Source organism: Nocardia sp. NPDC050630, assembly GCF_044457245.1.
GTDB lineage: Bacteria > Actinomycetota > Actinomycetes > Mycobacteriales > Mycobacteriaceae > Nocardia.
This window is the reverse complement of the sequence record NZ_JBITGN010000004.1, coordinates 120491-144156: the sequence shown is the minus strand read 5'-3', so window position 1 is coordinate 144156 and position 23666 is coordinate 120491. Positions and strand designations below refer to the sequence as shown.

Sequence of the window (23666 nt, the reverse complement as noted above, 5' to 3'; positions counted from 1 at the left end):
CGTCATTCGCGGCAGCGCGCTCAACCTCGACGGGCGGACCGCGCCGAACGGCTCTCGAAGCAGCAGGTCATCCGGGCGGCACTCGCGACATCGACACTGCGAGGCACATGGCACCGGCACGCTGAGCCGGTGTCCGTAGGCGGCCGCGACGCCACCGCCGACGGACCCGTCGCCCGACAAGGTCGAGCGTCCCGGTGAAGAGTCGGCGGCGCGGCCGCGGCAGCCACTCGATCAGCACTGCGGGCTCGGCATCCGCCCCCGCCAGTGCCTGAGCGTGCCGCCGACGACCGGCAGAAGGGGCGGGTCGGGAAATCGGGCAGTGGCCACGTGGATTTCGGCCGGCGGGAACGGTCGTGGTGTCGCCTTGGTGTTCGCCCCTGCCGGTGTCCGAGTGCGTCGCTGACGGCGGGTAGAGCAGGTCTGGGTCCGGAATGTGGTGGCCACATGGATTTCAGTGAGCGGAACGGTCGTGGTGTCGCCTAGGGTGCTCGCCCCTGTCAGGGCCCGAGCGTGTCGCCGGCGGCCGGTAGAGCAGGTCTGGGTAGGGAAGTGTGGCCAGTGGCCACGTGGATTTCAGTGATCGGGAGCGGTTGTGGTGTCGCCTTGGTGTTCGCCCCTGTCAGGGCCCGAGCGTGTCGCCGGCGGCCGGTAGAGCAGGTCTGGGTAGGGAAGTGTGGCCAGTGGCCACGTGGATTTCGGCGGGCGGGAACGGTTGTGGTGTCGCCTTGGTGTTCGCCCCCGCCAGGGCCCGAGCGTGCCGCCGACGACCGGCAGAACAGGTCCGGGTCGGAAAACTGGCAGCGACCACATGGATTTCAGCGAGCGGGTGTGGGAACAATCGGGGTGGCGCCTCGGTTGGGACCGGGCATGACAACGCTTGGATTGATCGGTAGCGGGAATATCGGCGGCACACTGGCCCGGTTGGCCGTCGCGGCCGGACTCGATGTCGTCGTCAGTAACTCACGCGGGCCGGAGACGCTGGCGGGGTTGGTGGCCGAGCTCGGGCCACGGGCACGTGCCGCCACCGCCGCGGAGGCGGCCGCAGCGGGTGACATAGTCGTGGTCACCGTGCCGTTGAAGAACTATCGGCAGGTCCCGGTGGAGCCGCTGGCGGGCAAGGTCGTCATCGACACCAACAACTACTACCCGGACCGCGACGGCACCTTTCCCGAACTAGAGGACGGCACCACCACCAGCAGCGAACTGCTGCAGCGCCATTTGCCGACATCGAAGGTCGTCAAGGCCTTCAACAACATCTTCTATCCCCATTTGGCCGCCCTCGCCCGCCCTTCCGGCGCCCCCGACCGCTCGGCCCTCCCCATCGCAGGCGATGACGCGGACGCGAAAAAGGCCGCCACCGAACTACTCGACACCCTCGGCTACGACACGGTCGACGCTGGCTCCCTGGCCGACAGCTGGCGCTCGCAGGTGAACACCCCGGTCTACGGCAACCCCTACGCCGAAGCCCTCCCCTTCTGGGACCACCCCGCCGCCCCCGCCCCCGCCGAAAAGATCCGCACCGCGTTGGCCGCCGCGCAGCGCTGAGCGCCACGACGGCACCGCGCCGAACTTCCGTCGCCCGGCGCGGGTGGTGTCGCATATCCAGTGAACGTCGCGCATAGGTCGCACCTTATGTGCGACGCTCATCGGGTCTGCGCGAACTGCTGTCATTTGGGCTCGCTTGGGCTCGCGCCCAGTGTGTGCGCCTTGGGGGTTCGGTTATGCACAGGGCGCGAGTTGTCCACAATCCGTAGATTGGGGCTTTCGGCTGGGTGGAGATGGTCGAGAACATCGTGGGGTGGACGTACCTCGAACAACTTCTCGGCGCAATGCGCTGAAAGCCGGATTCACCGGACGTGAGCTGGGCAGGCGACCTTGGCAGCGGGTGTGTCGGGGGCAGTACCTGAGTGCCGCCGATATCGGTGAACTGACTACTGAACAAAGGCATCTGGTGCTCACCGGTGCTGTCGCCGCGGGCTCCAGTTCAGCTGCCGTTGTCAGCCATGTCTCCGCGGCTGTCATGCATGGTCTGCCCATGTGGTCGATTCCGTTGGCGCGGGTTCATTTGACCCGCGATCGAAGAACCGGGGCACGTAAGGGTAGTCGGGTCGTGATGCACGCCGCGTCCATCGAGCCGGACGAGGTCGTGCAGATCGGCGATCTGCGAGTGACGACGGTGGCGCGCACGATCGTCGACCTGGCCAGAACCGTGCCGTTCGAACAGGCTGTCGTGGTGGGGGACGGCGCACTGCGTCTCGGGCGCACCAGCCGTGCCGAACTAGCGGAACAACTGCTGCGGGCGAACGGACGCCCGGGGTGCCCGGCAGCGCGCCGCGTCATCGATTTCCTCGACGGCCGCGCCGAGAGCCCCGGCGAATCGCGAAGCCGGGTCGTCTTGTGCACCGCTGGACTGCCGACACCGGAACTCCAGCCGACCATTCTGGATATCAACGGCGGATTCGTCGCCCGAGTCGACTTCCTGTTCCCGGCACTGGGTGTGATCGGCGAATTCGATGGAATGATCAAGTACCGCAACAACTCCCGCCCGGGCTCGCCCGAATCCATCGTGATCGCCGAAAAGCTCCGCGAGGACGCCCTGCGTGCCCTCGGTTGGGCCGTCGTCCGCTGGACCTGGCCCGACCTGGACACCCCGGACCGTTGGCTGACCCGACTGGCCCAGGCCGCTGCCTTCGCCCACCGAATCCGCCGCGCCGGCACCTGGCGCCCCACCGAGCGCGGATGACCGATATCCGTGAGCACCCACGCATCGCCAGCGCACTTTGCACACACGTCGCGGAGCCTGTTGCGCGAACTGTGCGGATCAAGTCTCAAACGCCGTCCCGGACGAACACACCGATTTCCCGCCCCGACGGTATCCACGCATCGGACTCCTGTTGCCGAATTGTCGCGGATTCAACCGTGCCACAGGTCATGCCCCTATATCGACGGCCTGTCGCGCAGTCATGCCCAGCCGGAAGTGATTTTATCCCCCGAGTGTCGCGTGGATGTGATGAACAGCCGCCCCTGGGCGCATTCGGCAATGCCGGGTTGTCCGGGCGGCACATCGAAGAAGTCGAGTCGGGAGCCGGGCCAGGGTATGAACGGCATTGCCTCGCGGCGGGCACCAGCAGCGCGCGGTAGACCGCCTTCTCGTAATCACGCAGTCGGTCATCGGGCGTCATGCTGCGCCAGTGACTTTCGGCGCTGTTCGTCGATGGTGATCTGGAGCAGCTGGTCCGCTATCCGCATAACAGGCTCTGCGGAGCCTGTTGCCGGATGGTCGCGGCGTCGATGTGATGGAACAGCCGCCGGGGGCACATTCGGCAACAGGCTTCGCGACAGGTGTGCGACGTGCACTGGTCCTGTGCCAGCGACGGTCATCTGTGTCGCAAGGCGTATGTCAGCTGGTGATGATGAGGAGTTCGGTGGCGGAGGCGATTTCGGTGCGCAGGCCGGACTTGGTGGCGACGCGGGCTACGGCGCGGATATCGGTGGGGTCGGCGCGAGTGAGGACTAGCGCACGGGCGAGGAGGCCCTTGTGGTGTTTGTTGAAGTGGCTCACCACGGTTCGGGAACCGTCCGGGTGTTCGGTGAGAACATTGGCTGTGATGGCATCCGGAACGCGGCCGAGCTGCTGGTAGGTGCCCGAGCGCAGGTCGATGACGAGTTCACCAGCAGCCTCGGCGACCAGGGCGTCGGGCAGGACATCGCGCCAGATGGCGGAAAGCGTCGGTAGGCCGGGAAGTTTGGAACCGCCGGAGAGCCGGTAGGCGGGAATGAGGTCATCGGCGCGGACAGCCCCGAACAGTGCGGAGCCGATGCCGAGGCGGGCGTAGGCCTTGGCGCGTTGGACCTTGGTGAAGGACCGGGCATTCAGGGCGTCGTAGAGCACGCCGGTGTAGCGCTCCAGTGCGGGCCGGGTGGCGGAGGTACGTAGCGTCGCATTGCGCACTATCTCGGTATCAGCCCCCTTGCCGAGCCCGAGCACCGCACGCGAGGCGTCCGGGTCGGCGGCCAGCTTGACGACCTCGTCGATGAGGCGGTCGCGCACCACCGTGAGCTGCGGCATCGCCAGCGACTCCAGCTCCAGCGGCGCGTCGGATCCGCCATCGGACTTGGTTTCGGAAGGAGGCAGCAGCACCAGCACGAGCGGATACGGTAATGCCTTGCAGACATTGTCCGGCCAGCGACTACCCTGTCGTTCCGTGATCACCCGCCTCTCCCACCTGTTCCTGCGTACCCTGCGCGACGATCCCGCCGACGCCGAGGTGCCCAGTCACAAACTCCTCGTCCGTGCCGGATATGTGCGACGCATCGCACCTGGCGTGTACTCGTGGCTGCCGCTGGGCCTGCGGGTGCTGCGGCGGGTCGAACAGGTCGTGCGGGAAGAGATGAACGCCATCGGCGCGCAGGAGATCTCGCTGCCCGCGCTGCTGCCGCGCGAGCCGTACGAGACCACCAAACGGTGGACCGAATACGGCGACGGCCTGTTTCGGCTGCAGGACCGCAAGGGTGCGGACTATCTGCTCGGGCCCACGCACGAGGAGCTGTTCGCGCTCACCGTGAAGGGTGAATACAACTCGTACAAGGATCTCCCGGTCACGCTGTATCAGATCCAGACCAAGTACCGCGATGAGGAGCGCCCTCGCGCGGGCATCCTGCGCGGGCGCGAATTCATCATGAAGGACTCCTATTCCTTCGATCTCGACGAGGACGGACTCGCGGCCAGCTACAACGCGCACCGCGAGGCCTATCAGCGCATCTTCAACCGGCTCGATGTCAAGTACGTCATCGTCGCGGCCACCTCCGGTGCGATGGGCGGCAGCGCGTCGGAGGAATTCCTCGCGGACAGTCCGGTCGGCGAGGACACCTACGTGGTGTGCCGGGAGTCCGGCTATGCGGCGAATGTAGAAGCGGTGGTCACGCCCGCTGCCGAGCCGCAACCCATCGATGGCCTGCCCGCGGCCGTCGTACACGACACCCCGAACACCCCGACCATCGCGACGCTGGTGGACTGGGCAAACAATGCGGGCATCTCCGCGAGCCCCGTCACCGCGGCCGACACCCTGAAGAACATCATGGTCAAGCTGCGCCACCCGGACGGTAAGACCGAACTGCTCGGCATCGGCGTTCCGGGCGACCGTGAGGTCGACGACAAGCGCCTCGCCGCCGCGGTCGAACCCGCCGAGGTGGAACTGCTCACCGAGGCCGATTTCGCCGCCAACCCGTTTCTGGTCAAGGGCTACATCGGCCCGAAGGCATTGCAGGCCAATGGTGTTCGCTACCTGGTCGACCCACGCATCGGCACCGGAACCAGCTGGATCACCGGCGCCGACGAGCCGGGCAAGCATGTCGTCGGCTTGGTCGCGGGCCGCGATTTCACCCCCGACGGCACCATCGAGGCCGCCGAGGTGCGTGACGGTGACCCCTCACCCGACGGGCGCGGAGTCCTGGTGTCCGCGCGCGGCATCGAGATCGGCCACATCTTCCAGCTGGGGAATAAGTACACCGACGCGTTCGAGGTCGATGTGCTCGGCGAGAACGGCAAGCCGGTGCGGCTCACCATGGGCTCCTACGGCATCGGCGTCTCCCGCATGGTCGCGGTGATCGCCGAACAGCAGCACGACGAGAAGGGTCTGCGCTGGCCGCGTGAGGTCGCACCGTTCGACGTGCATGTGGTGATCGCGAATAAGGACGACTCCTCGCGTGCGGGCGGCGAACAGGTTGCGGCGCTGCTGGATTCAGCCGGACTCGAAGTCGTCCTCGACGACCGCAAGGCCTCGCCCGGTGTGAAGTTCAAGGATTCCGAGCTGATCGGCGTCCCGCTGGTCGTGGTCGTCGGCCGCGGCTGGGCCGAGGGCAAGGTCGAAATCCGCGACCGCTTCACCGGTGAATCCAACGAGGTCCCGGCCGATTCGGTGGTCGAATCGGTGCTCGCGCAGGTCCGCGGCGGACAGTAGCTTCACTTCGATAAGCGATAGGGAAGCCCGGTCGACCGAGTCCGGTCGACCGGGCTTCCCATCTACGTGCGGACCTACGGTTCCGTAGGCACGATTCGTGTCGCGTATTAATCCCGGACCCCCTCCTGGCTGCTGTTACCCGCTGGTAAGTTAGCGGCATGACGAGCACCGACGCGTTGTTGTTCAACCCCACCAGCTATGACCCGAAGCAGTTCGATGCCGAGACGCGGCGGCTGCTCAGGGCAACCATCGAGTGGTTCGAGTCGCGGGGCAAACGGCAGCTGCTGGCCGATGACGCGGATGCGGTGTGGGTGTCGGATTTCCTCGAGTTCGTCAAGAAGGAGCGCCTGTTCGCGACCTTCCTGACTCCGGCCGCCTACGCCGACGGTGATGCGAACAGGCGGTGGGACGGTGCGCGCAATGCGGCGCTGTCGGAGATCTTCGGCTTCTACGGTTTGGCGTACTGGTACGCCGAGCAGGTCACCATCCTGGGGCTCGGTCCGATCTGGCAGAGCGGGAACGAGGATGCCAAGAAGCGCGCGGCCGCCGATCTCGCCGATGGTCAGGTGATGGCATTCGGTCTGTCCGAGCGCGACCACGGCGCCGACATCTACAACACCGATCTGATCCTGACGCCGACCGAACCGGGGAGCGCGGATGCCGAGGCCGGAATCCTATTCCGCGCCAACGGCGTCAAGTACTACATCGGCAACGGCAATGTCGCATCCATGGTGTCGGTGTTCTCCCGCCGCGCTGATGTCGAGGGCGCGGATGGATACGTGTGGTTCGCCGCTGACAGCCGCCACGACAACTACGAGCTCATCGACAATGTCATCCACGGTCAGCTCTATGTCAGCACCTTCGCGCTACACGACTATCCGGTGACCGCCGCCGACCTTCTGTCCACCGGGCCCGAGGCCTTCTCCGCGGCGCTGAACACCGTCAATGTCGGTAAGTTCAACCTGTGCCACGGCAGCATCGGCATGGTCGAGCACTCGTTCTACGAGGCCATCACGCACTCCAACAACCGTATCCTCTACGGCCAGCCCGTCACCGAATTCCCGCATGTGCGTACTAACTTCGTGGATGCGTATGCGCGAATCGTCGCGATGAAGCTGTTCAGCGACCGCGCTGTCGACTATTTCCGCAGCGCCAGCCTCGAGGACCGCCGCTATCTGCTGTTCAACCCGATGACCAAGTCCAAGGTGACCTCCGAGGGCGAGACCGTCATGACGCTGCTGCTCGATGTGCTGGCTGCCAAGGGATTCGAGAAGAACACCTACTTCGCGCAGGTCGCGCGCTATATCGGCACGCTGCCCCGGCTCGAGGGCACGGTGCACGTCAATGTCGGGCAGATCTTGAAGTTCATGCCGAACTACCTGTTCAATCCGAAGGACTACCCGGAGATCGGCACCCGCCTCGATGCGGCCGACGACGAGTTCTTCTTCCGGCAGGGACCGGCCCGTGGCGCGGGCAAGGTGCAGTTCGCCGACTGGACCCCGGTATACGAAAAGCACGCCGACCTGCCGAATGTCGCACGCTTCTACGAACAGGCCCAAGCGTTGCGCACCCTGCTGACCACGGCTGCTCCCGATGCCGACCAGCAGAAGGACCTGGACTTCATGCTGACCATCGGCCACCTGTTCTCCCTTGTCGTCTACGGCCAGCTGATCCTGGAGCAGGCCGCCATCATCGGCCTGGACCGCGACATCGTCGAGCAGATCTTCGACTTCCAGATCCGCGACTTCAACGGCCACGCCACCACGCTCTACGGCAAGCCGTCGGCCACTCCCGACCAACAGGCCTGGGCCGCCTCCGCCCTCCGCCCTCCGGTCACCGACCGGCCCCGCTTCGACCGCGTCTGGACCGAAGTCGCCGCCTATGACGGCGCTTACGAAATGCGGGCGTAGTCACTCGTACCAGCCGCCGTCTCGCACAGTTGGCACATCGCTCGACGTTTGGTGCGTCGTGCAGGTTGGCCGCCGCAGCGCATGGGTTGGCGTGCCGCGCGAGCCTGCGTGCCGCGCATGAACCGGTGTGCTGCGCACGAGCCGGCGCGTTTCGCGCGAGCTGTTGTGCTGGGCGCGAGCTGTTGCGCCGCTCCACGTGCGCCGCGCATGAACTGGTGTGCTGGGTGCGAACTGGTGTGCTGGGTGCGAGCCGGCGCGTTTCGCACGAGCCGGCGCGTTTCCCGCGAGCTGTTGTGCTGGGCGCGAGCTGTTGCGCCGCTCCACGCACTGGTGCGCCGCTCCACGTGCGCCGCGCATGAACTGGTGCGCTGGGTGCGAACTGGTGCGCTGGGTGCGAACTGGTGTACTGGGTGCGAACCGGCGCGTTTCGCACGAACCGGCGCGTTTCGCACGAACCGGCGCATTTCGCACGAGCCGGCGCGTTTGCGCGAGCTGTTGTGCTGGGAGCGAACTGGCGTGCCGCTCCACGCACTGGTGCGCCGCGCATGAACTGGTCTGCCGCGCACGAACCGGCGCGCCGCGCACGAATTCGCTGACGAATCCGTGCGCGGCGCGCGAAAGAGTGCGTGGGGGCGGTTTTAGGCCTTGCCTGGGAAGGCGACTGTGGGGGGGTTGGCGCCGAGGATGGCTTGCCAAGTGGCCAGGCGCAGGGCGCATTCGGTGAGGGCGTCAACCCCTGTCCGGCGCAGCGATTCGGAACTTCCGTTCTCGACGACCGCGCGCCAGGCGACGGCGGTGTCGGTTTCCACCGTGACGGCCAACTTCGCAGCCGGAATCGGATCGTTCACCGGGAACGGTGTGGTGTAGGCCGCGTCCGGCGCCGGCACCGTGACTCCGGCTGCCTTCAATGCATCGATGGTGGCATCGCGGCGGGCACGGTGGGCGGCGGTGTCTTGTGCCACCAAGCGGGTTCGCTCGGGGGAGGCGTAGGCCGCGATCAAGCCGAAGGCGTACACCGCGGCGTATTCGGCGCGCAGCGCATCGAGCAGGGCTTGGCGTTCGGCTTCGGTCATGCCCGCATCCCTGTCTGGGTATGGTCGGCCGCGCGCATGGAAGGTGCCACCGCTCGGCATGCGGGGTCGGTTGTCTTCGCGCCCCTATAGTCGAGCAGGGCTTGGCGTCCGGCTTCGGTCATGCGCTCATCTCTGGCTGGGGGAGTTGTATCGTGCGCGCTGTGCGGCGTGCGGAGTCGGTCGTATTCGCGTGCCCGGCTTTGAACCGAGCAGGGTGCTCGGCACGAATCATGCCAGCAACACCCCCGCCTGCGCCGCGCATGACGCGCTGATCGAGGCCAATAGCCCTGCACGATAACCGGATTGGGTGCGGGCGAGATCACCAGCGGACTGCTGCGACTTGGCCAGCCGAGTGCGCAACTCGTCGATACTCGGCGGTGTGGTGGACGATGCGGATCCGCCCGATGCGGCAGGGGAAGTGCCGGAAGGGGGCGGGGTGACGCCGCGGGTTCGGTGCGTCGGCGTGGTGCCGTCACCGTAAACGCCGATCACACGGTTGATTTCGGCACGTAGCGCATCCGCGTGTGCGGTGCGCTGGTCCGCGATCACGGTCAATTCCGCATGTCGCTGCGGCGTCACCGCGATTGCCGCCGTCGCGGCCGCGGCGTCCGCACGCGCCAGGATCTCTTGTGCGGCAAGCGGATCGGGCTGATATACCGTTTTATTCGTACATCCGGCCACCGCACCGACTGCTAGCACACCCGCGGTCGTGCCGCCGGCAAGCCGCAATGCGGTGCGGCGGTCGACGACGCCGGCGCTGCCGTGCTGGGATTGTTGCCGGTCGTCGGGGATGCCGGAAGTGCACCCGGCGCGCGGCGGGGCGGGGAGGCGGATTGGCACGGCACTATCGTGCCAGATTCGCCTGGCACGGCCGACCGAGCGTCTGCCGTGCGGTCGGCGTGACCCCCGGCGCCGTGTCGCGGGCGCGTGGCCAGGAAACTTGCTCGAGGCCGTTGGTCCTTTACACTCTCGAGGCGCGTTACGCTAGATCTTCGGTAGAGAATTTTCCCGCCGTCTGACAACTGAACCAGGAGCCGCCCCACATGCCCATGCCGACTGAGGAAAGGGTGAGCCAGCTCGTTGCTGGACTCGTCGAGCGCCGAGGATTCGACCTCGAGGGTGTCGAGATCTCGACGGTGGGCAAGCATGTGGATGCCCAGGCTCGGGTGAAGGTGATCGTCGACAGCGATGCCGTTTCCGATCTCGACACCATTGCCGGACTGAGCACCGAACTCTCCGAGGCCCTCGACAATGCCGGCGATTTCGGCGAGACGCCTTATCTGCTCGAGGTGACCAGCCCTGGCATCGACCGCCCGCTCACCGCCGACCGCCACTGGCGTCGCGCCCAGGGCCGCAAGGTGCGGATCAAACTACGCACCGGCGCCCCGTCGCCGGATCCGAAGTCATCGGACAAGTTCGAGGCCAGGGTTGGCGTCCTCACCGATGACTCGGTGGCGCTAGTGCTCGGCGGGAAGAACAAGCCGCACCGGGTGACGATTCCGCTGGCCGATATCGCCGAGGCCGTCGTCCAAGTGGAATTCAATCCGCCCGGCGTGCGGGAACTGGAACTCGCGGGCGGAGTCGCGCCCGGTCGTCCGCGGCCGGGCCAAGAGGAAGCGGTGGATCCCACCGCTGATGTCCAAGGAACAACCGATGTACCAACCGAATCAGTAGAAGCGTCCGATTCGCCGACCGAAGGGATCGTGGAATGAACATCGAAATCGAAGCCCTGCGCGCGATTGTCGCCGATAAAGGGATCTCGATCGAGACCGTGATCTCCGCGATCGAGTCGGCACTGCTCACGGCCTACCGCCATACCGAGGGCCACCAGCCCAACGCGCGCATCGATATCAACCAGAAGACCGGCGTGGTCCGAGTGATGGCGCGCGAACTCGACGTCGACGGCAATGTCATCTCCGAATGGGACGACACCCCAGAGGGTTTCGGCCGGATCGCGGCGACCACCGCGCGCCAGGTGGTGCTGCAGCGGTTGCGCGATGCCGAGAACGAGAAATCCTTCGGCGAATTCTCTACCCACGAGGGCGACATCGTCGGCGGTGTGGTGCAGCGCGATGCCCGCGCCAATGCCCGCGGCACCGTCGTGGTGCGCATCGGCAGCGAACTGCACGGCACCGAGGGACTGATCCCGCCCGCCGAGCAGGTGCCCGGCGAAACCTATGAGCACGGCGACCGCATCAAGTGCTACGTCGTCGGTGTCTCCCGCGGCCCGCGCGGCCCGCAGATCACCCTGTCGCGCACCCATCCGAATCTGGTACGCCGACTGTTCGCACTCGAGGTGCCCGAGATCGCCGATGGTTCGGTGGAGATCGTCGCGGTCGCCCGCGAGGCCGGACACCGCTCCAAGATCGCGGTGCGCACCACCGTGCCCGGCGTCAATGCCAAGGGCGCGTGCATCGGCCCGATGGGTCAGCGCGTGCGCAACGTGATGAGCGAATTGGCGGGGGAGAAGATCGACATCATCGATTACGCGGATGATCCGGCGACCTTCGTCGGGAATGCGCTCTCGCCTTCGAAAGTTGTATCGGTCACGATCGTGGATCCCGAAGCCCGCGCCGCCCGCGTGGTCGTCCCCGACTTCCAGCTTTCGCTCGCGATCGGCAAGGAAGGGCAGAACGCCAGGTTGGCGGCCCGCCTGACCGGTTGGCGGATCGATATTCGCAGCGATGCCACCCCGGATGCGGGCAGTGGCAGTGTGCGGACGGAGGCGCATCGGAGTTGATCGATCCCCGCCGATCGAGCCCGCCGGATGACAGGTTCGTAACTTCGACGGGGGCGGGGTTCGGTGTTCCGAGCGGGACAGCGGTAGAGTGGTGTCAGGTTCAGCCCGAGCCTTCGGTTTCTTTGTTCGAACGCACCACCGAGCAAGTCCCGGCGCACCGACGTCGAGCGGCTCCGGTGCGGACGTGTATCGGATGCCGAAAGCGCGAGTTGGCCGTCGATCTGTTGCGGATCGTGGCGCAAGACTGTGAGACCGGTGACGGTTCCGAAGTTGTTGCGATAGTCCCCGATCCGTGGCGCAGACTTCCCGGACGGGGTGCCTGGCTGCACCCCGTTTCGGTTTGTTTACGCACCGCAGAACGACGCCGAGCATTCGGCAGAGCACTACGAGTGTCCGGACATCTGGATATCTCAGCCCTGGAGAAGTACCTCGAGAACAGGCACGAGCACTCATGAGCACACCGTGAAGCACCAACGATGAACGTCCATCGGAGATAACCCGAGGTCGTGCGGGCCCGCCTTCCCTAGGCGGAGGCACTGCTCGACCTCTCAGTGAGGAGAGCAGTGGCAGGCAAGGCCCGCGTGCACGAGTTGGCCAAAGAACTCGGTGTCACGAGCAAAGAACTACTCGCAACGCTCAAGGAGCAGGGCGAGTTCGTGAAGTCGGCGTCCTCGACGGTGGAAGCACCCGTCGCACGTCGGCTGCGCGAGTCGGTCGCGGGGAAGTCCGCCCCGTCGAACGGCACCGCGAAGTCCGGGGCTCGTCCCGGCCCGGCATCCACTCCGGCCGCGAAGCCCGCCGCAGGTGGCGGTCCGCGTCCGGGTCCACGTACCCCGTCCCCCGCGCAGGCGGCATCCCCGGCGGCTCCGGCCGCTCGTGAGACCGCGGCTCCGGCCGCGCGTGAGACCGCGGCTCCGGCCGCGCGTCCGTCCGACGGTGCCCGGCCCGGTCCGGCCGCGCGTCCCGGTCCGGCCAAGCCGCCCGCCCGGGAAACCGCTCCGGTCCAGGAGACCCCGGCGGCTCCGGCCGCGAAGGCCACCCCCGCACCGAGCGCTTCGACACCCAGCGCTCCGGCGCCGAGCGGACCGCGCCCGACCCCGGGTGGCGCACGTCCCGGTCAGCAGCAGCGTTCCGGTGCTCCGGCGCACGGTGGTCCGCGTCCCGGCGGTCCGGGTCCGAAGCCGGGGCCGAAGACCCCGCGCGTCGGCAACAACCCCTTCTCTTCCGCGCCCGATCGGGAGCGTCCCGCGCCGCGTCCTGCCTCCAGCCAGGGTGGACCGCGTCCAGGTCCCGGCCAGGGTCCGCGTCCGGGTCCGGCCCAGGCCGGTCCGCGTCCGGGTGGTGGCGCTCAGGGCGGTACCCGTCCGGCTCCGGGCCAGGGCGGTCCGCGTCCCGGTGGGCCGCGTCCGAGCCCCGGCTCGATGCCGCCGCGCCCGAATCCGGGTGCGATGCCCGCGCGTTCGGCCCGTCCGGGTCCGGGCGGTGCCGGTGCGGGTCGTCCGGGTCGTCCGGGCGGTGGCCCAGGTGGTGGCGGCGGTCGTCCCGGTGGCGGCGGTGGCGGTGGCTACCGCGGCGGCGGTGGTGGCGGCGGCGGCACGGGTGCGCCCGGTGCAGGTGCCGGTGCTCCCGCGGCCGGTGGTTTCCGCGGTCGTCCCGGTGGCGGTGGCGGCGGTCGTCCGGGTGGTCCCGGTGGTCGTGGCGGTGCGGCCGGTGCGTTCGGTCGTCCCGGCGGCGCCCCGCGTCGTGGCCGTAAGTCGAAGCGGGCGAAGCGCGCCGAGTACGAAAGCATGCAAGCCCCCGCCATCGGTGGCGTGCGGCTGCCGCGCGGTAACGGCGAGATCATCCGTCTTGCCCGCGGTGCCTCGCTGTCGGACTTCGCGGAGAAGATCGACGCGAACCCGGCCGCCTTGGTGCAAGCCCTGTTCAACCTCGGTGAGATGGTCACCGCGACCCAGTCGGTGAACGACGAGACCCTCGAGCTGCTCGGCAGCGAGATGAATTACGTCGTGCACGTGGTCAGCCCCGAGGACGAGGACCGCGAGCTGCTGGAATCGTTCGACCTGACCTACGGTGAGGACGAGGGCGGCGAGGAAGACCTCGAACAGCGTCCGCCGGTGGTGACCGTCATGGGTCACGTCGACCACGGTAAAACCCGACTGCTCGACACCATCCGTAAGGCCAACGTCCGTGAGGGCGAGGCCGGTGGTATCACCCAGCACATCGGCGCCTACCAGGTGCTCACCCATCTGGGCGATAACGACCGGCTCATCACCTTCATCGACACCCCGGGTCACGAGGCGTTCACCGCCATGCGTGCCCGTGGTGCCAAGGCCACCGATATCGCGATCCTGGTGGTCGCCGCCGACGACGGCGTCATGCCGCAGACGGTGGAGGCCATCAACCACGCCCAGGCGGCCGACGTGCCGATCGTGGTCGCGGTCAACAAGATCGACAAGGAAGGCGCGAACCCGGACAAGATCCGGCAGCAGCTGACCGAATACAACCTGGTTGCCGAGGAATACGGTGGCGACACCATGTTCGTCGACATCTCCGCCAAGCAGGGGACCAATATCGAGCAACTGCTCGAGGCGGTCCTGCTGACCGCGGACGCGGCGCTGGATCTGCGGGCCAACCCGGACATGGACGCACAGGGTGTCGCCATCGAAGCGCACCTCGACCGTGGCCGAGGCCCGGTGGCGACCGTGCTCATCCAGCGCGGCACGCTGCGCGTCGGTGATTCGATCGTGGCGGGTGACGCCTACGGTCGCGTCCGCCGCATGGTCGACGAGCACGGCGACGATGTCGTCGCGGCGCTGCCGTCGCGGCCGGTCCAGGTCATCGGCTTCACGTCGGTGCCGGGTGCCGGTGACAACCTGCTCGTCGTCGACGAGGACCGGATCGCTCGCCAGATCGCCGACCGTCGCAATGCGCGCAAGCGCAACGCACTGGCCGCGCGCAGCCGCAAGCGGATCAGCCTGGAAGATCTGGATGCAGCGCTGAAGGAGACTTCGGAGCTCAACCTGATCCTCAAGGGCGACAACTCCGGTACCGTCGAGGCCCTTGAGGAGGCGCTGCTCGGTATCGAGATCGACGACGAGGTGCGCTTGCGGGTCATCGACCGCGGTGTCGGTGGCGTCACCGAGACCAACGTCAACCTGGCGTCGGCGTCGAACGCGATCATCATCGGGTTCAACGTCCGGGCCGAGGGCAAGGCGACCGAGCTGGCCAACCGCGAAGGTGTGGACATCCGGTACTACTCGGTGATCTACCAGGCCATCGACGAAATCGAGAAGGCCCTCAAGGGCATGCTCAAGCCGATCTACGAAGAGGTCGAGCTGGGCCGGGCGGAGATCCGCGCGATCTTCCGTTCGTCCAAGGTCGGCAATATCGCCGGCTGCATGGTCACCTCGGGTTCGGTCAAGCGCAATGCCAAGGCGCGCCTGCTCCGCGACAACATGGTAGTCGCCGAGACGGTCACGATCTCCACCTTGAAGCGGGAGAAGGACGACGTCACCGAGGTCCGCGAGGGCTTCGAATGCGGTATGACGTTGACCTACAACGACATCAAGGAAGGCGACGTGATCGAGGCCTACGAGCTGCGCGAGAAGCCGCGCGACTGATTTGTTCATCGGTGGTCCGGTCCGCCCGTCAACGCTGGGCCGGACCACCGAGACAATCTTTTCGTAGGCGCCGATACAGGAGGCTTGGGTGTACCTGGGTGCACTGGAGTTCGATGTCCTGCTCGGAGACGTGCACTCGCTGAAGCAGAAGCGTTCGGTGATCCGGCCCGTGCTGGCCGAATTGCAGCGCTTCGGCGTGAGTGCCGCCGAGGGTGGGGAACAAGACCGCTACCGTCGCTCATTGCTCGGAGTCGCCATGGTCAGTTCCGGTATGGATCACTTGACCGAGGTACTCGACAAATGTGAGCGGCACGTCGCGGCTCGTCCGGAGTTAGAGTTGCTGGCAGTGCGCCGCAGGATCTTCGGACCCGAAGACTGAGTTAGCAAGTGAGGAGGGTTCAGCCATGGTGGATCAAGCCAGGGCACGCCGACTCGCCAAGCGGATTTCCGCGATCGTGGCGACCGCGATCGAGTACGAGGTGAAGGATCCGCGTCTGAATTTCGTGACCGTTACCGATGCGAAGGTCACCGGCGATCTACGCGAGGCGACGGTGTACTACACGGTGATGGGCGAAACCCTCGACGTGGAACCGGATTACGCGGCCGCGGCCGCCGGTCTGGAGAAGGCGAAGGGTGTGCTGCGCTCGAAAGTGGGCGCGGGCACCGGCGTGAAATTCACCCCGACATTGGCGTTCGTGCTGGACAAGGTGCCCGACGCGGCACGGGATATGGAAGAGCTACTGGCCAGGGCGCGGGCCGCCGACGACGCGGTCGCGAAGGTGGCGGCCACCGCCACCCACGCCGGCGATGCCGACCCGTACAAGGTCGAACGCGAATCCGACGAGTGACGTGCGGTAGACCATGACGACGATGCCCGTCGACCCGGGTAGGGGGGTCGCTGTCGATACGGTCGATTTCGGACCGGCCGTTGCCGCATTGAGCGCGGCTCGTTCGGTGACCATCCTGTGTCATGTGCAGCCCGATGCCGACACCGTCGGCAGCGGGCTGGCACTGGCATTGGTTCTGCATCGGCGCGGTGTCCCGGTATGGGTGTCGTTCGCCGAACCCGCCGAACTGCCCGCCACGATGCGAACCCTGCCCGGTGTGCGGCATCTGGTGCCGCCCGCGGATGTACCCGCCGAGGTGGATCTGGTGGTGTCGGTCGACTGTGGCAGTGCCGGTCGGCTGGGTTCACTCGGTGATCGATTAGCCGGAGCCGCAACGACTTTGGTGTTGGATCATCATCGCTCCAATACCCGGTTCGGGACAATCAATGTGATCGATGCGAGTGCGGAATCGACGACCAGTCTGATCGCGCGGCTGCTCGATACCTGGCAGGAGCCGATCGATGCGGAAGTGGCACATTGCCTCTACGCCGGACTGGTCACCGATACCGGATCCTTCCGCTGGGTGCGGCCCGGCACCCATCACCTGGCCGAACGGCTGTTGGCCACCGGCATCGACGGTGCCGAAATCACGCGCTCGCTGATGGATACGCATCCATTCGGCTGGTTGCCGATGCTGTCGCGGGTGCTCGGCTCGGCCCGGCTGGAGCCGCAGGCTGGTGGTGGGACCGGGCTGGTGTATGCCATTGTGCGGCGCGAGGATGTCGATGGAGTGCGCTCGGAAGAGGTGGAGAGTGTGGTCGATATCGTCCGCACCACCTCCGAGGCCGGGGTCGCCGCGGTGTTCAAGGAATCGCGCACGATTCCTGATCGGTGGACGGTTTCGCTGCGCTCGCGCGATAGTGTGCCGGGGGCGCAGGATGGTGTCGATGTTGCTTCTGTCGCAACGTCTTTGGGCGGTGGCGGACATCGGTTCGCGGCGGGGTACACCACCAACGGCACCTCTGAGTCGGTTGTAGCGGCTTTATTGGCCGAGCTCGGGTGAGTATCGGTCGTGGGTTGGCAGGTCGGGCAGAGGTGCTCGATTCTTCAGCGTTGTTTTCGACAGTGGGGTGGCGGCGCGCCAGGCGCGGAGTTGCCTTTCGACCGCATTGTGGTGTGCGTATGACAGGACCCGGCAGACGTACATCCTGTGCTCGCCGACTTCGGCGGTATCGAGTCAATGGGTGAGACACGACCGGATTCATCGCGCACGGCGGGCATCGATCCGGTGAATCCAATGGCCGCGACCGCCTCGGAGGTCGGGAATGGGTTGGATCCGACCCGTGCGGTGGGGCCGCGACGGATTCTCGGACTCGCTTTGCCGACCTTGGGTGTGCTGGTGGCAGAGCCCATCTATCTGCTATTCGATCTGGCCGTGGTGGGGCGGCTCGGGGCATTGGCATTGGCCGGGCTCGCGGTCGGCGGATTGATTCTGGCGCAGGTCGGTTCGCAGCTGACGTTCCTGTCGTATGGGACAACAGCGCGGGCGGCGCGGCGGCACGGAGCGGGGGATGAGCGCGGTGCGATCGTGGAAGGGGTGCAGGCGACCTGGGTTGCGGTGGTCGTCGGGACGCTGATTCTTGTTGTGGGGCAGGCGATTGCGGTTCCGCTGACGAATGTGATCGCCGGTGGTGGGGATATTGCGGGGCAGGCATTGGTCTGGGTGCGGATCGCGTTGTGCGGGGTGCCGCTGATTCTGATCGCGATGGCGGGTAACGGGTGGTTGCGCGGGGTGCAGGAGACGCGTCGGCCACTGCTGTTCGTTGTTGCGGGACTGCTGGTTTCGGGGGTGTTGTGCCCGACGCTCGTGCACGGGTTACTGGGTGCGCCGCGGCTGGAGTTGGCGGGTTCGGCGGTCGCGAATGCGGCGGGACAGTCCGTGACGGCCGGGCTCTTCCTGACCGCGCTGCTGCGCGCACATGTTCCGCTGGCGCCGCACTGGTCGGTGATGCGGGCGCAGTTGGTTCTCGGTCGCGATCTGATCGCCCGCAGCCTCGCTTTCCAAGCCAGCTTCGTGTCAGCTGCGGCTGTCGCCTCCAGATTCGGTGCCGCATCAGTGGCCGCACATCAGCTGGTCCTACAGCTGTGGAATTTCCTTGCCCTGACCCTGGATTCGCTCGCGATCGCCGCCCAAACGCTGGTCGGTGCGGCACTGGGCGCGGGTGACGTCAGCGGTGCGCGTGGACTTGCGCGCCGGATAACCCGCTGGTCGGGCGGTTTCGCTGTGGTGCTGGCGGCGGCTTTCGCGGCAGGCGCCATCGTCATCCCCGAACTCTTCACCGACGATCCAGCCGTGCTCGACCGCACCCACGTCGCCTGGTGGTTCTTCGTCGCCATCATCCCGATCGCAGGCATTGTCTTCGCCCTCGACGGCGTCCTGCTCGGCGCGGGCGACGCCGCCTACCTCCGCAATACCACCCTGGGGGCCGCCCTCCTCGGGTTCCTTCCCGCCATCTGGCTCTCCCTCGTCTTCAGCTGGGGCATAGCAGGCATTTGGACCGGCCTAGTGGCCTTCATGCTGCTACGCCTGATCGCCGTCGTCTGGCGCGCAGAATCCGGCCGCTGGGCTCGAGTTGGTACGGAGATCCCGCGCGTCCACGCTTAGTTAGTGCACGTTCCATGCGGCATAGAGTTTCGGGCGAATTCGTGCTCGGCGGGCGGCAGTCCTCATTGGTGTCCGCGGACGATCACGCCTGCCGGGGTGAACTTGCGTGCGGTGGGTCGACAGTCGCGTCCGTGGACTCCGCTCCTGAAGGGTGTACTCGTATGTGGCGGGCGGAAGGTCATCAGTCGTATGGGCGGACGACTGGTCCTGTCAGGCGACCGTGTCTGCGGCGGGGCGGCGCGTGGTCATTGGTGTCCGCGGACGATCACGCCTGCCGGGTGAACTTGCGTGCGGTGGGTCGACAGTCGCGTCTGTGACTGCCACTTCTGACGGGGTATTCGTGCGCGGCGGGCGGAAGGTCATCAGTCGTATCGGCGAACGACTGCTCCTGTCAGGCGACCGTGTCTGCGGGCGGCATGTGGTCAGTGGTGTTTGCGGACGATCACGCCTGCCGGGCGGATCGAGCGTCCGGAGATGGTCAGGCCGGTTTGGACGACGGATGCCACCGTGCGATCGAGGGCGGGATCGTCGGTATCGGCGACGTCCGCCGCTTCCATGGTGAGTGAGTCGAAGGCGTCGCCAGGCTGTGGGTTGACCAGTGTGGCGCCGCGGCCGACGATGAGCCGTTCGATGCGAGCGACGATCGCTTCGAATGCTGCACGCTCGCGCGGGGATTCGGCGGTGCTGGCGCAGGCGGTGGTGTCGGTGTGAATGGCGAAGAGCTCCAGGACAAGCGGGAGGTCGACGCCAGCGCGGTCGCGGCGATCGCGGGCCTTGGCCTCGTCTGCGAGGCGATCGATGGTGGTGGCTTGGCGGGCGACTACCCGCGTGAGATCTTCGATGCGTTCCGCCAAGTGGGCGAGCGGCTCGGCGGGGTCGGTCATGCTCGCACTTTAACGCGAGTTCGTGGGCGCATCGATTGTTCTGGGCGGCAGCGGGATCCAGTGTCCGGAGCCGGGGTCGTGTCGGAGGTGGCTGCTACCATCGCGTCTCATGGGGGTCTACGGCATCGACCTTGGTACGACGAATTCGGCGATCGCGCGGATGGACGCCGATGGTCGGCCCGAAGTCATGATCGGTCTGAACGGTGAGGCGACGGTGCCTTCGGTCGTCTTGTTCGCGTCGGCGTTCGATCATCTGGTGGGTGAGGGCGCGCGGCGGCAGGCCCGACTCGATCCGGAGCATGTGTGCGCGCTGGTGAAGCGGCGGATGGGCGATACGGATTGGCGTTTCGCCGCGCACGGTCAGACGTGGTCTGCGCCTGCGGTTTCGGCGCTGATCCTGAAAAGCCTTGCCGCCGATGCCGAATTCAGCGGTGGCGAGCCGGTGAAACGCGCGGTGATCACCGTGCCCGCCTACTTCGGCGACGAGGAGCGGCGCGCGACCATCCAGGCGGGCACGTATGCGGGCTTCGATGTCGCCGGTGTGCTCTCCGAACCGATCGCTGCGGCGCTCTCCTACGGGTTCGGCAGACTCGACGGCAGTGCGGGTGTCGGCAAGCCGGGCCCGCGCGAGACGGTGCTCGTCTACGACCTGGGCGGCGGCACCTTCGACGCCACCGTTATCGAACTCGCCGACCGCCGCATTTCGGTGCTCGCGGTCGAGGGTGATCACCAACTCGGCGGCGCGGACTGGGATGAACGCATCGCGCTGTATCTTTCGCAGAAGTTCTGCGAGGCGAATCCGGATGCCGAAGACCCGCTCGATGATTCGGCGGGTTCGCAGATGTTGGTGCTGGCCGCTGAACGTGCCAAACGCGAGTTGACCGATGCCGAGCGCACCGATGTGGTGATCGCGCACGACGGTGCTCGCGCGGTGATCCCGCTGACGCGCGATGAAGTCGAGGCGATGACCGCATCACTCATGCGCCGCACCATCGACCTGACCCGCGACTGCCTGGCTGCGGCGAGCAAGCGCGGCGTCGCATCCGTCGACCGCCTGCTGCTCGTCGGCGGGTCCTCGCGCATGCCGATGGTGGAGCACGAATTGCGTAACGAGTTCGATCTCGCCGGTGAACTGCGCGATCCCGACCTATCGGTGGCACGCGGCGCGGCACTCTACGGCGAAAAGCTGGAGCTGGAACGTCTGGTCCTCGCCGACCTGACCACGCGCGGTCGACTGCGCGACGGTGCGCGGGTCGAGGACGCGGCACCGGCCGATCTGGACCAATCGATCGCCCGCGTCGCCGCCTCCTTCGGGCACCCGGTCGGGCTGGTGCGTCGGATGCTCGAAATCCAGGTCGATACCGTCGTTTCGCGCGGTTTCGGCGTGCTCGCACTGGACTACCAGTACGGGCTCGCGGCAACCTGGTTGGTGCATCGCAACTCGACCCTGCCGGTCAAAGTTCGTCGCTCCTTCGGCACCGTGCGTGCGGATCAGGACGAAATCGCGCTGACCATCGTCGAACAGCAGGGCCAGGCGGCATCGGCGCGACCCGAGGATACGAAGGTGCTGGTAGAAGGACGCATTCGCGGCATTCCCCCGGGCTATCCCGAGGGCAGCGAGGTGCGGGTGACCTTCGAGATGGGTTTCGACGGCGTCCTGCGCGTCACCTGCCATCACGTCGACGCCGATATTCCGCTGGTCTTGACCGCGCAGACCGGTGCGACTCTGTCGCAAGCGGATGTCGCGCGCGAACTCGATCAGGTCCAGCGCACCCGCCGTCGAAACAGCTGAGCCGGGACCATGGAGGCGTTCAACCCGAACGACTATCGCAAGCGGGTACTCGCCGATGTCGAGCGCCGCGGCGGCCCCGGGGAGTCGGATCCGTTCGAGCTCTATGACATTCCGCTGGATGAGGTGGACTCGCTCAGCGATGCCGAGATCGCCGTGCGAGTCGAGGAGGTCTGGGGTTTCTGGCAGCGACAGCGCGACCATCCGAAATACCGGGTGCTCGTGGGTCTGCTCGTGGCCGCGCATCCAGCGCTGTCTCGGGTGCTGTTCGATTCGGCAGCACGTCGCGTGGAAGCGGGGCGGATTCGGGAGATGCGCGAGCGGCGGGATGCGGATCGCTACGAGATGCTCGACGCGGCGATCTCCCGATTGGTGCAACGGCACGGTGGGGTTCCGTCCGGGAAGGTGTCCGGGCTGGAGGAGATCGGCGCGATGGGCGGGCTCAGTGCCACCGAGGTCGCGACTCGATTGCGCAGGCATCGGGTGATCGAGGACGCTCCGATGCCCGTCAGTGTGCTCACCGACCAACGCAGACAACAGATTCGGCAGCTGCTCAGCGAATGGGAACGGCTCATCGACGGTGAACCCACGCCCACGCTGTTCGCGCTGCTGCGGGTGGATCCGGCGAAAGCCGGTCAGGCGCAGGAGATTCGATTGCGCGCCGAGGCTTTGCGTGCTCGGTCGCGCGAGCTGCCGCCTGGTCGCATCCGAGTTGTCTTGGACGAGTTACTGATTCATATCCAAGACGTACTCGAATCGGACGAGGCGACGCTGCGGGAATATCTGCGGTCGGTGGCCGAGGATGTCGCCGAGGAATTGCGGCCGAAGGTCAGGGCGGCGGTGCTGGTTGAGGACGAACTGGTCGGCGACGACTTCCAATACCTGCTCGACGAGGCGATGCGGTTGGGTCTCGAGCGGTCCGACGCTACTCGGGTGCTCACCGAGATCGCCGCGGAACTCGGTGCGCGAGTATCGAATTCGCCGCCGACCGCACCGCCGCAACCCACGTCTTCAGCGCCTGCCCCCAGACTATGGGAGGCACCGCTCAAGGCTGCTCGGGCGGCACTGCGCGGGGCACGTCCACAGGAGGCCGCGCGGCATGTCGAGGAGGCGCACCGGTTGGTCGGCCCCGATGGGGAAGGGCTCACGCCGATTCGTTCGGTATCCGATGAGGTCGACCGGGTACTGAACGAGGCCAAGGCCCACTGGCGCGATGCGATGGCCGCCCGCGCGGCAAAGCGGTATTTCGAGGCGCTTGCGCATCTGGAAAAGGTGCGCTGCACCGCCGCCGATCTGCTGCCGCCGAACCAGGTGCCGAGTATCGACCAGTTGCTCGCCGAAGCCCGGTACGCGATTGCCGAAGCGGACCGGCTCTTCGCCGAGGCACAGTCCGGCCCGACCGATGCCAGGATGCGCGGACTGCTCGCCGCGGTCGAGATCTGCGCCGATCACGGTGGTGCGGTCACCGCGCTCGCGGAGTCGCCGCTCGAGGCTCCGCAGCGGGTCGAGGCCACCCGGTTGGCGAATGGGTCGGTGCTCGTAGCGTGGTCGCCGACATCGACGGATAACGTCGCCTACCGAGTGACCAGGTTGCGGCCGGACGGGTCGTGGCGCGTGGTCGGCCGCACACAGGCGACCGAGCTCGAGGACGGTGGTGCACCAGCCGCGGGGCAGCCGGTGTACGCAGTGGCCGCCGCGGTCGCGGGCAGGTACTCGGAGATCACCCGATCCGATACCGGTCCGGTCGCGAAGCCACAAGGCGGACAAGAACAACCGCAGGACGATCCGACACCGAGTGGCATCCCGACAGTGACTGGACTCGCCGAACAGGCGGGGCTACTGGTCTTCATGTGGCCCATCGGTGTCACCGAGGTCATGGCCGTCGTGCGACCCGACCAACCGCCGATCAACCCGGACGATCCCAAGGCCCGCTCCTGGAAGGTCACCAATATGCGGTACGAAATCGACGGCGGTGTCCCGATCCCACCCGATATCCCGCGACCGTGTCACATCGCCATCGCATCCTGCCGCCGCGAACCGAACGGAAACCTCACGGTCGCCGCAGGTTTCGCACCGACGGCGCGGATCCGCTGGCTCGGATAGCGGAGGTCGGTCTGGGTGCCGTGGATCCCGAGACGCAGTGAATCTGCGGCCGGACCGTCGGGACCTCGATAATGCTGTGTGTGGGTCCGCGCCGT

Annotated in this window: 18 protein-coding genes; 14 read left to right on the top strand and 4 right to left on the bottom strand. The window is 66.8% G+C overall.

The annotated features are described in order from the left end of the window. Window positions 1-867 precede the first annotated feature (867 nt). Both ACIBG0_RS13270 and ACIBG0_RS13265 read left to right on the top strand, forming a co-directional pair. Window positions 868-1545 (top strand): NADPH-dependent F420 reductase, encoded by a 678-nt coding sequence (locus ACIBG0_RS13270; protein WP_397032171.1) that lies wholly within the window; start codon window positions 868-870, stop codon window positions 1543-1545. Window positions 1546-1798: 253 nt separating this feature from the next. Further along, complete coding sequence (locus ACIBG0_RS13265; protein WP_397032169.1) at window positions 1799-2743, top strand: hypothetical protein; 945 nt, start codon at window positions 1799-1801, stop codon at window positions 2741-2743. 657 nt (window positions 2744-3400) lie between these two features. Here the strand turns inward: ACIBG0_RS13265 and yaaA are convergent. Then, window positions 3401-4147, bottom strand: a complete 747-nt coding sequence (gene yaaA / locus ACIBG0_RS13260) for a peroxide stress protein YaaA (protein ID WP_397032679.1) — start codon at window positions 4145-4147, stop codon at window positions 3401-3403. Between the two features lie 58 nt (window positions 4148-4205). On the opposite strand from yaaA, the gene ACIBG0_RS13255 reads away from it, so the two are divergent. Next, window positions 4206-5960 (top strand): proline--tRNA ligase, encoded by a 1755-nt coding sequence (locus ACIBG0_RS13255; protein WP_397032167.1) that lies wholly within the window; start codon window positions 4206-4208, stop codon window positions 5958-5960. Between the two features lie 158 nt (window positions 5961-6118). Beyond that, complete coding sequence (locus ACIBG0_RS13250) at window positions 6119-7870, top strand: acyl-CoA dehydrogenase (RefSeq protein ID WP_397032165.1); 1752 nt, start codon at window positions 6119-6121, stop codon at window positions 7868-7870. A gap of 638 nt (window positions 7871-8508) precedes the next feature. Here the strand turns inward: ACIBG0_RS13250 and ACIBG0_RS13245 are convergent. Together ACIBG0_RS13245 and ACIBG0_RS13240 are read right to left on the bottom strand one after the other, a co-directional pair. After that, window positions 8509-8943 (bottom strand): ferritin-like domain-containing protein, encoded by a 435-nt coding sequence (locus tag ACIBG0_RS13245; protein WP_397032164.1) that lies wholly within the window; start codon window positions 8941-8943, stop codon window positions 8509-8511. 228 nt (window positions 8944-9171) lie between these two features. Beyond that, window positions 9172-9783 carry a hypothetical protein gene (locus ACIBG0_RS13240; protein WP_397032162.1) on the bottom strand — a complete coding sequence of 204 codons (612 nt, stop codon included), beginning with the start codon at window positions 9781-9783 and terminating at the stop codon, window positions 9172-9174. A gap of 203 nt (window positions 9784-9986) precedes the next feature. Between ACIBG0_RS13240 and rimP the strand changes: the two genes are divergently transcribed. The 8 genes from rimP (at window position 9987) to ACIBG0_RS13200 (ending at window position 18795) form a co-directional block, all read left to right on the top strand. After that, on the top strand, window positions 9987-10655 hold the full coding sequence (rimP, locus tag ACIBG0_RS13235; RefSeq protein WP_397032160.1) for a ribosome maturation factor RimP: 669 nt from the start codon (window positions 9987-9989) through the stop codon (window positions 10653-10655). Continuing rightward, window positions 10652-11683, top strand: coding sequence for a transcription termination factor NusA (gene nusA, locus ACIBG0_RS13230; protein WP_397032158.1), 1032 nt, complete (start codon window positions 10652-10654; stop codon window positions 11681-11683). Before rimP ends, nusA begins: the two co-directional genes overlap by 4 nt. Before the next feature lie 122 nt (window positions 11684-11805). Continuing rightward, the gene (locus ACIBG0_RS13225; protein WP_397032156.1) at window positions 11806-12138 is read left to right on the top strand and encodes a YlxR family protein; all 333 of its coding nucleotides are present in this window, start codon (window positions 11806-11808) and stop codon (window positions 12136-12138) included. A gap of 108 nt (window positions 12139-12246) precedes the next feature. Further along, a complete protein-coding gene (gene infB, locus ACIBG0_RS13220; RefSeq protein ID WP_397032154.1) occupies window positions 12247-15303 on the top strand; it encodes a translation initiation factor IF-2 in 3057 nt (1018 codons plus the stop codon). A gap of 88 nt (window positions 15304-15391) precedes the next feature. Continuing rightward, window positions 15392-15682 carry a DUF503 domain-containing protein gene (locus tag ACIBG0_RS13215; protein ID WP_397032152.1) on the top strand — a complete coding sequence of 97 codons (291 nt, stop codon included), beginning with the start codon at window positions 15392-15394 and terminating at the stop codon, window positions 15680-15682. 25 nt (window positions 15683-15707) lie between these two features. Then, complete coding sequence (gene rbfA, locus ACIBG0_RS13210; RefSeq protein ID WP_040693060.1) at window positions 15708-16151, top strand: 30S ribosome-binding factor RbfA; 444 nt, start codon at window positions 15708-15710, stop codon at window positions 16149-16151. 13 nt (window positions 16152-16164) lie between these two features. After that, complete coding sequence (locus ACIBG0_RS13205) at window positions 16165-17193, top strand: bifunctional oligoribonuclease/PAP phosphatase NrnA (protein WP_397032151.1); 1029 nt, start codon at window positions 16165-16167, stop codon at window positions 17191-17193. 234 nt (window positions 17194-17427) lie between these two features. Then, on the top strand, window positions 17428-18795 hold the full coding sequence (locus tag ACIBG0_RS13200) for an MATE family efflux transporter (RefSeq protein ID WP_397032678.1): 1368 nt from the start codon (window positions 17428-17430) through the stop codon (window positions 18793-18795). A gap of 422 nt (window positions 18796-19217) precedes the next feature. On the opposite strand, the gene grpE is transcribed toward ACIBG0_RS13200, so the two are convergent. Continuing rightward, the gene (grpE, locus tag ACIBG0_RS13195) at window positions 19218-19679 is read right to left on the bottom strand and encodes a nucleotide exchange factor GrpE (protein WP_397032150.1); all 462 of its coding nucleotides are present in this window, start codon (window positions 19677-19679) and stop codon (window positions 19218-19220) included. A gap of 109 nt (window positions 19680-19788) precedes the next feature. Between grpE and ACIBG0_RS13190 the strand changes: the two genes are divergently transcribed. Both ACIBG0_RS13190 and ACIBG0_RS13185 read left to right on the top strand, forming a co-directional pair. Next, window positions 19789-21471 carry an Hsp70 family protein gene (locus ACIBG0_RS13190; protein ID WP_397032149.1) on the top strand — a complete coding sequence of 561 codons (1683 nt, stop codon included), beginning with the start codon at window positions 19789-19791 and terminating at the stop codon, window positions 21469-21471. A 9-nt stretch (window positions 21472-21480) separates the two neighbouring features. Continuing rightward, window positions 21481-23571, top strand: coding sequence for an Ig-like domain repeat protein (locus ACIBG0_RS13185; protein WP_397032147.1), 2091 nt, complete (start codon window positions 21481-21483; stop codon window positions 23569-23571). Window positions 23572-23666 lie beyond the last annotated feature (95 nt).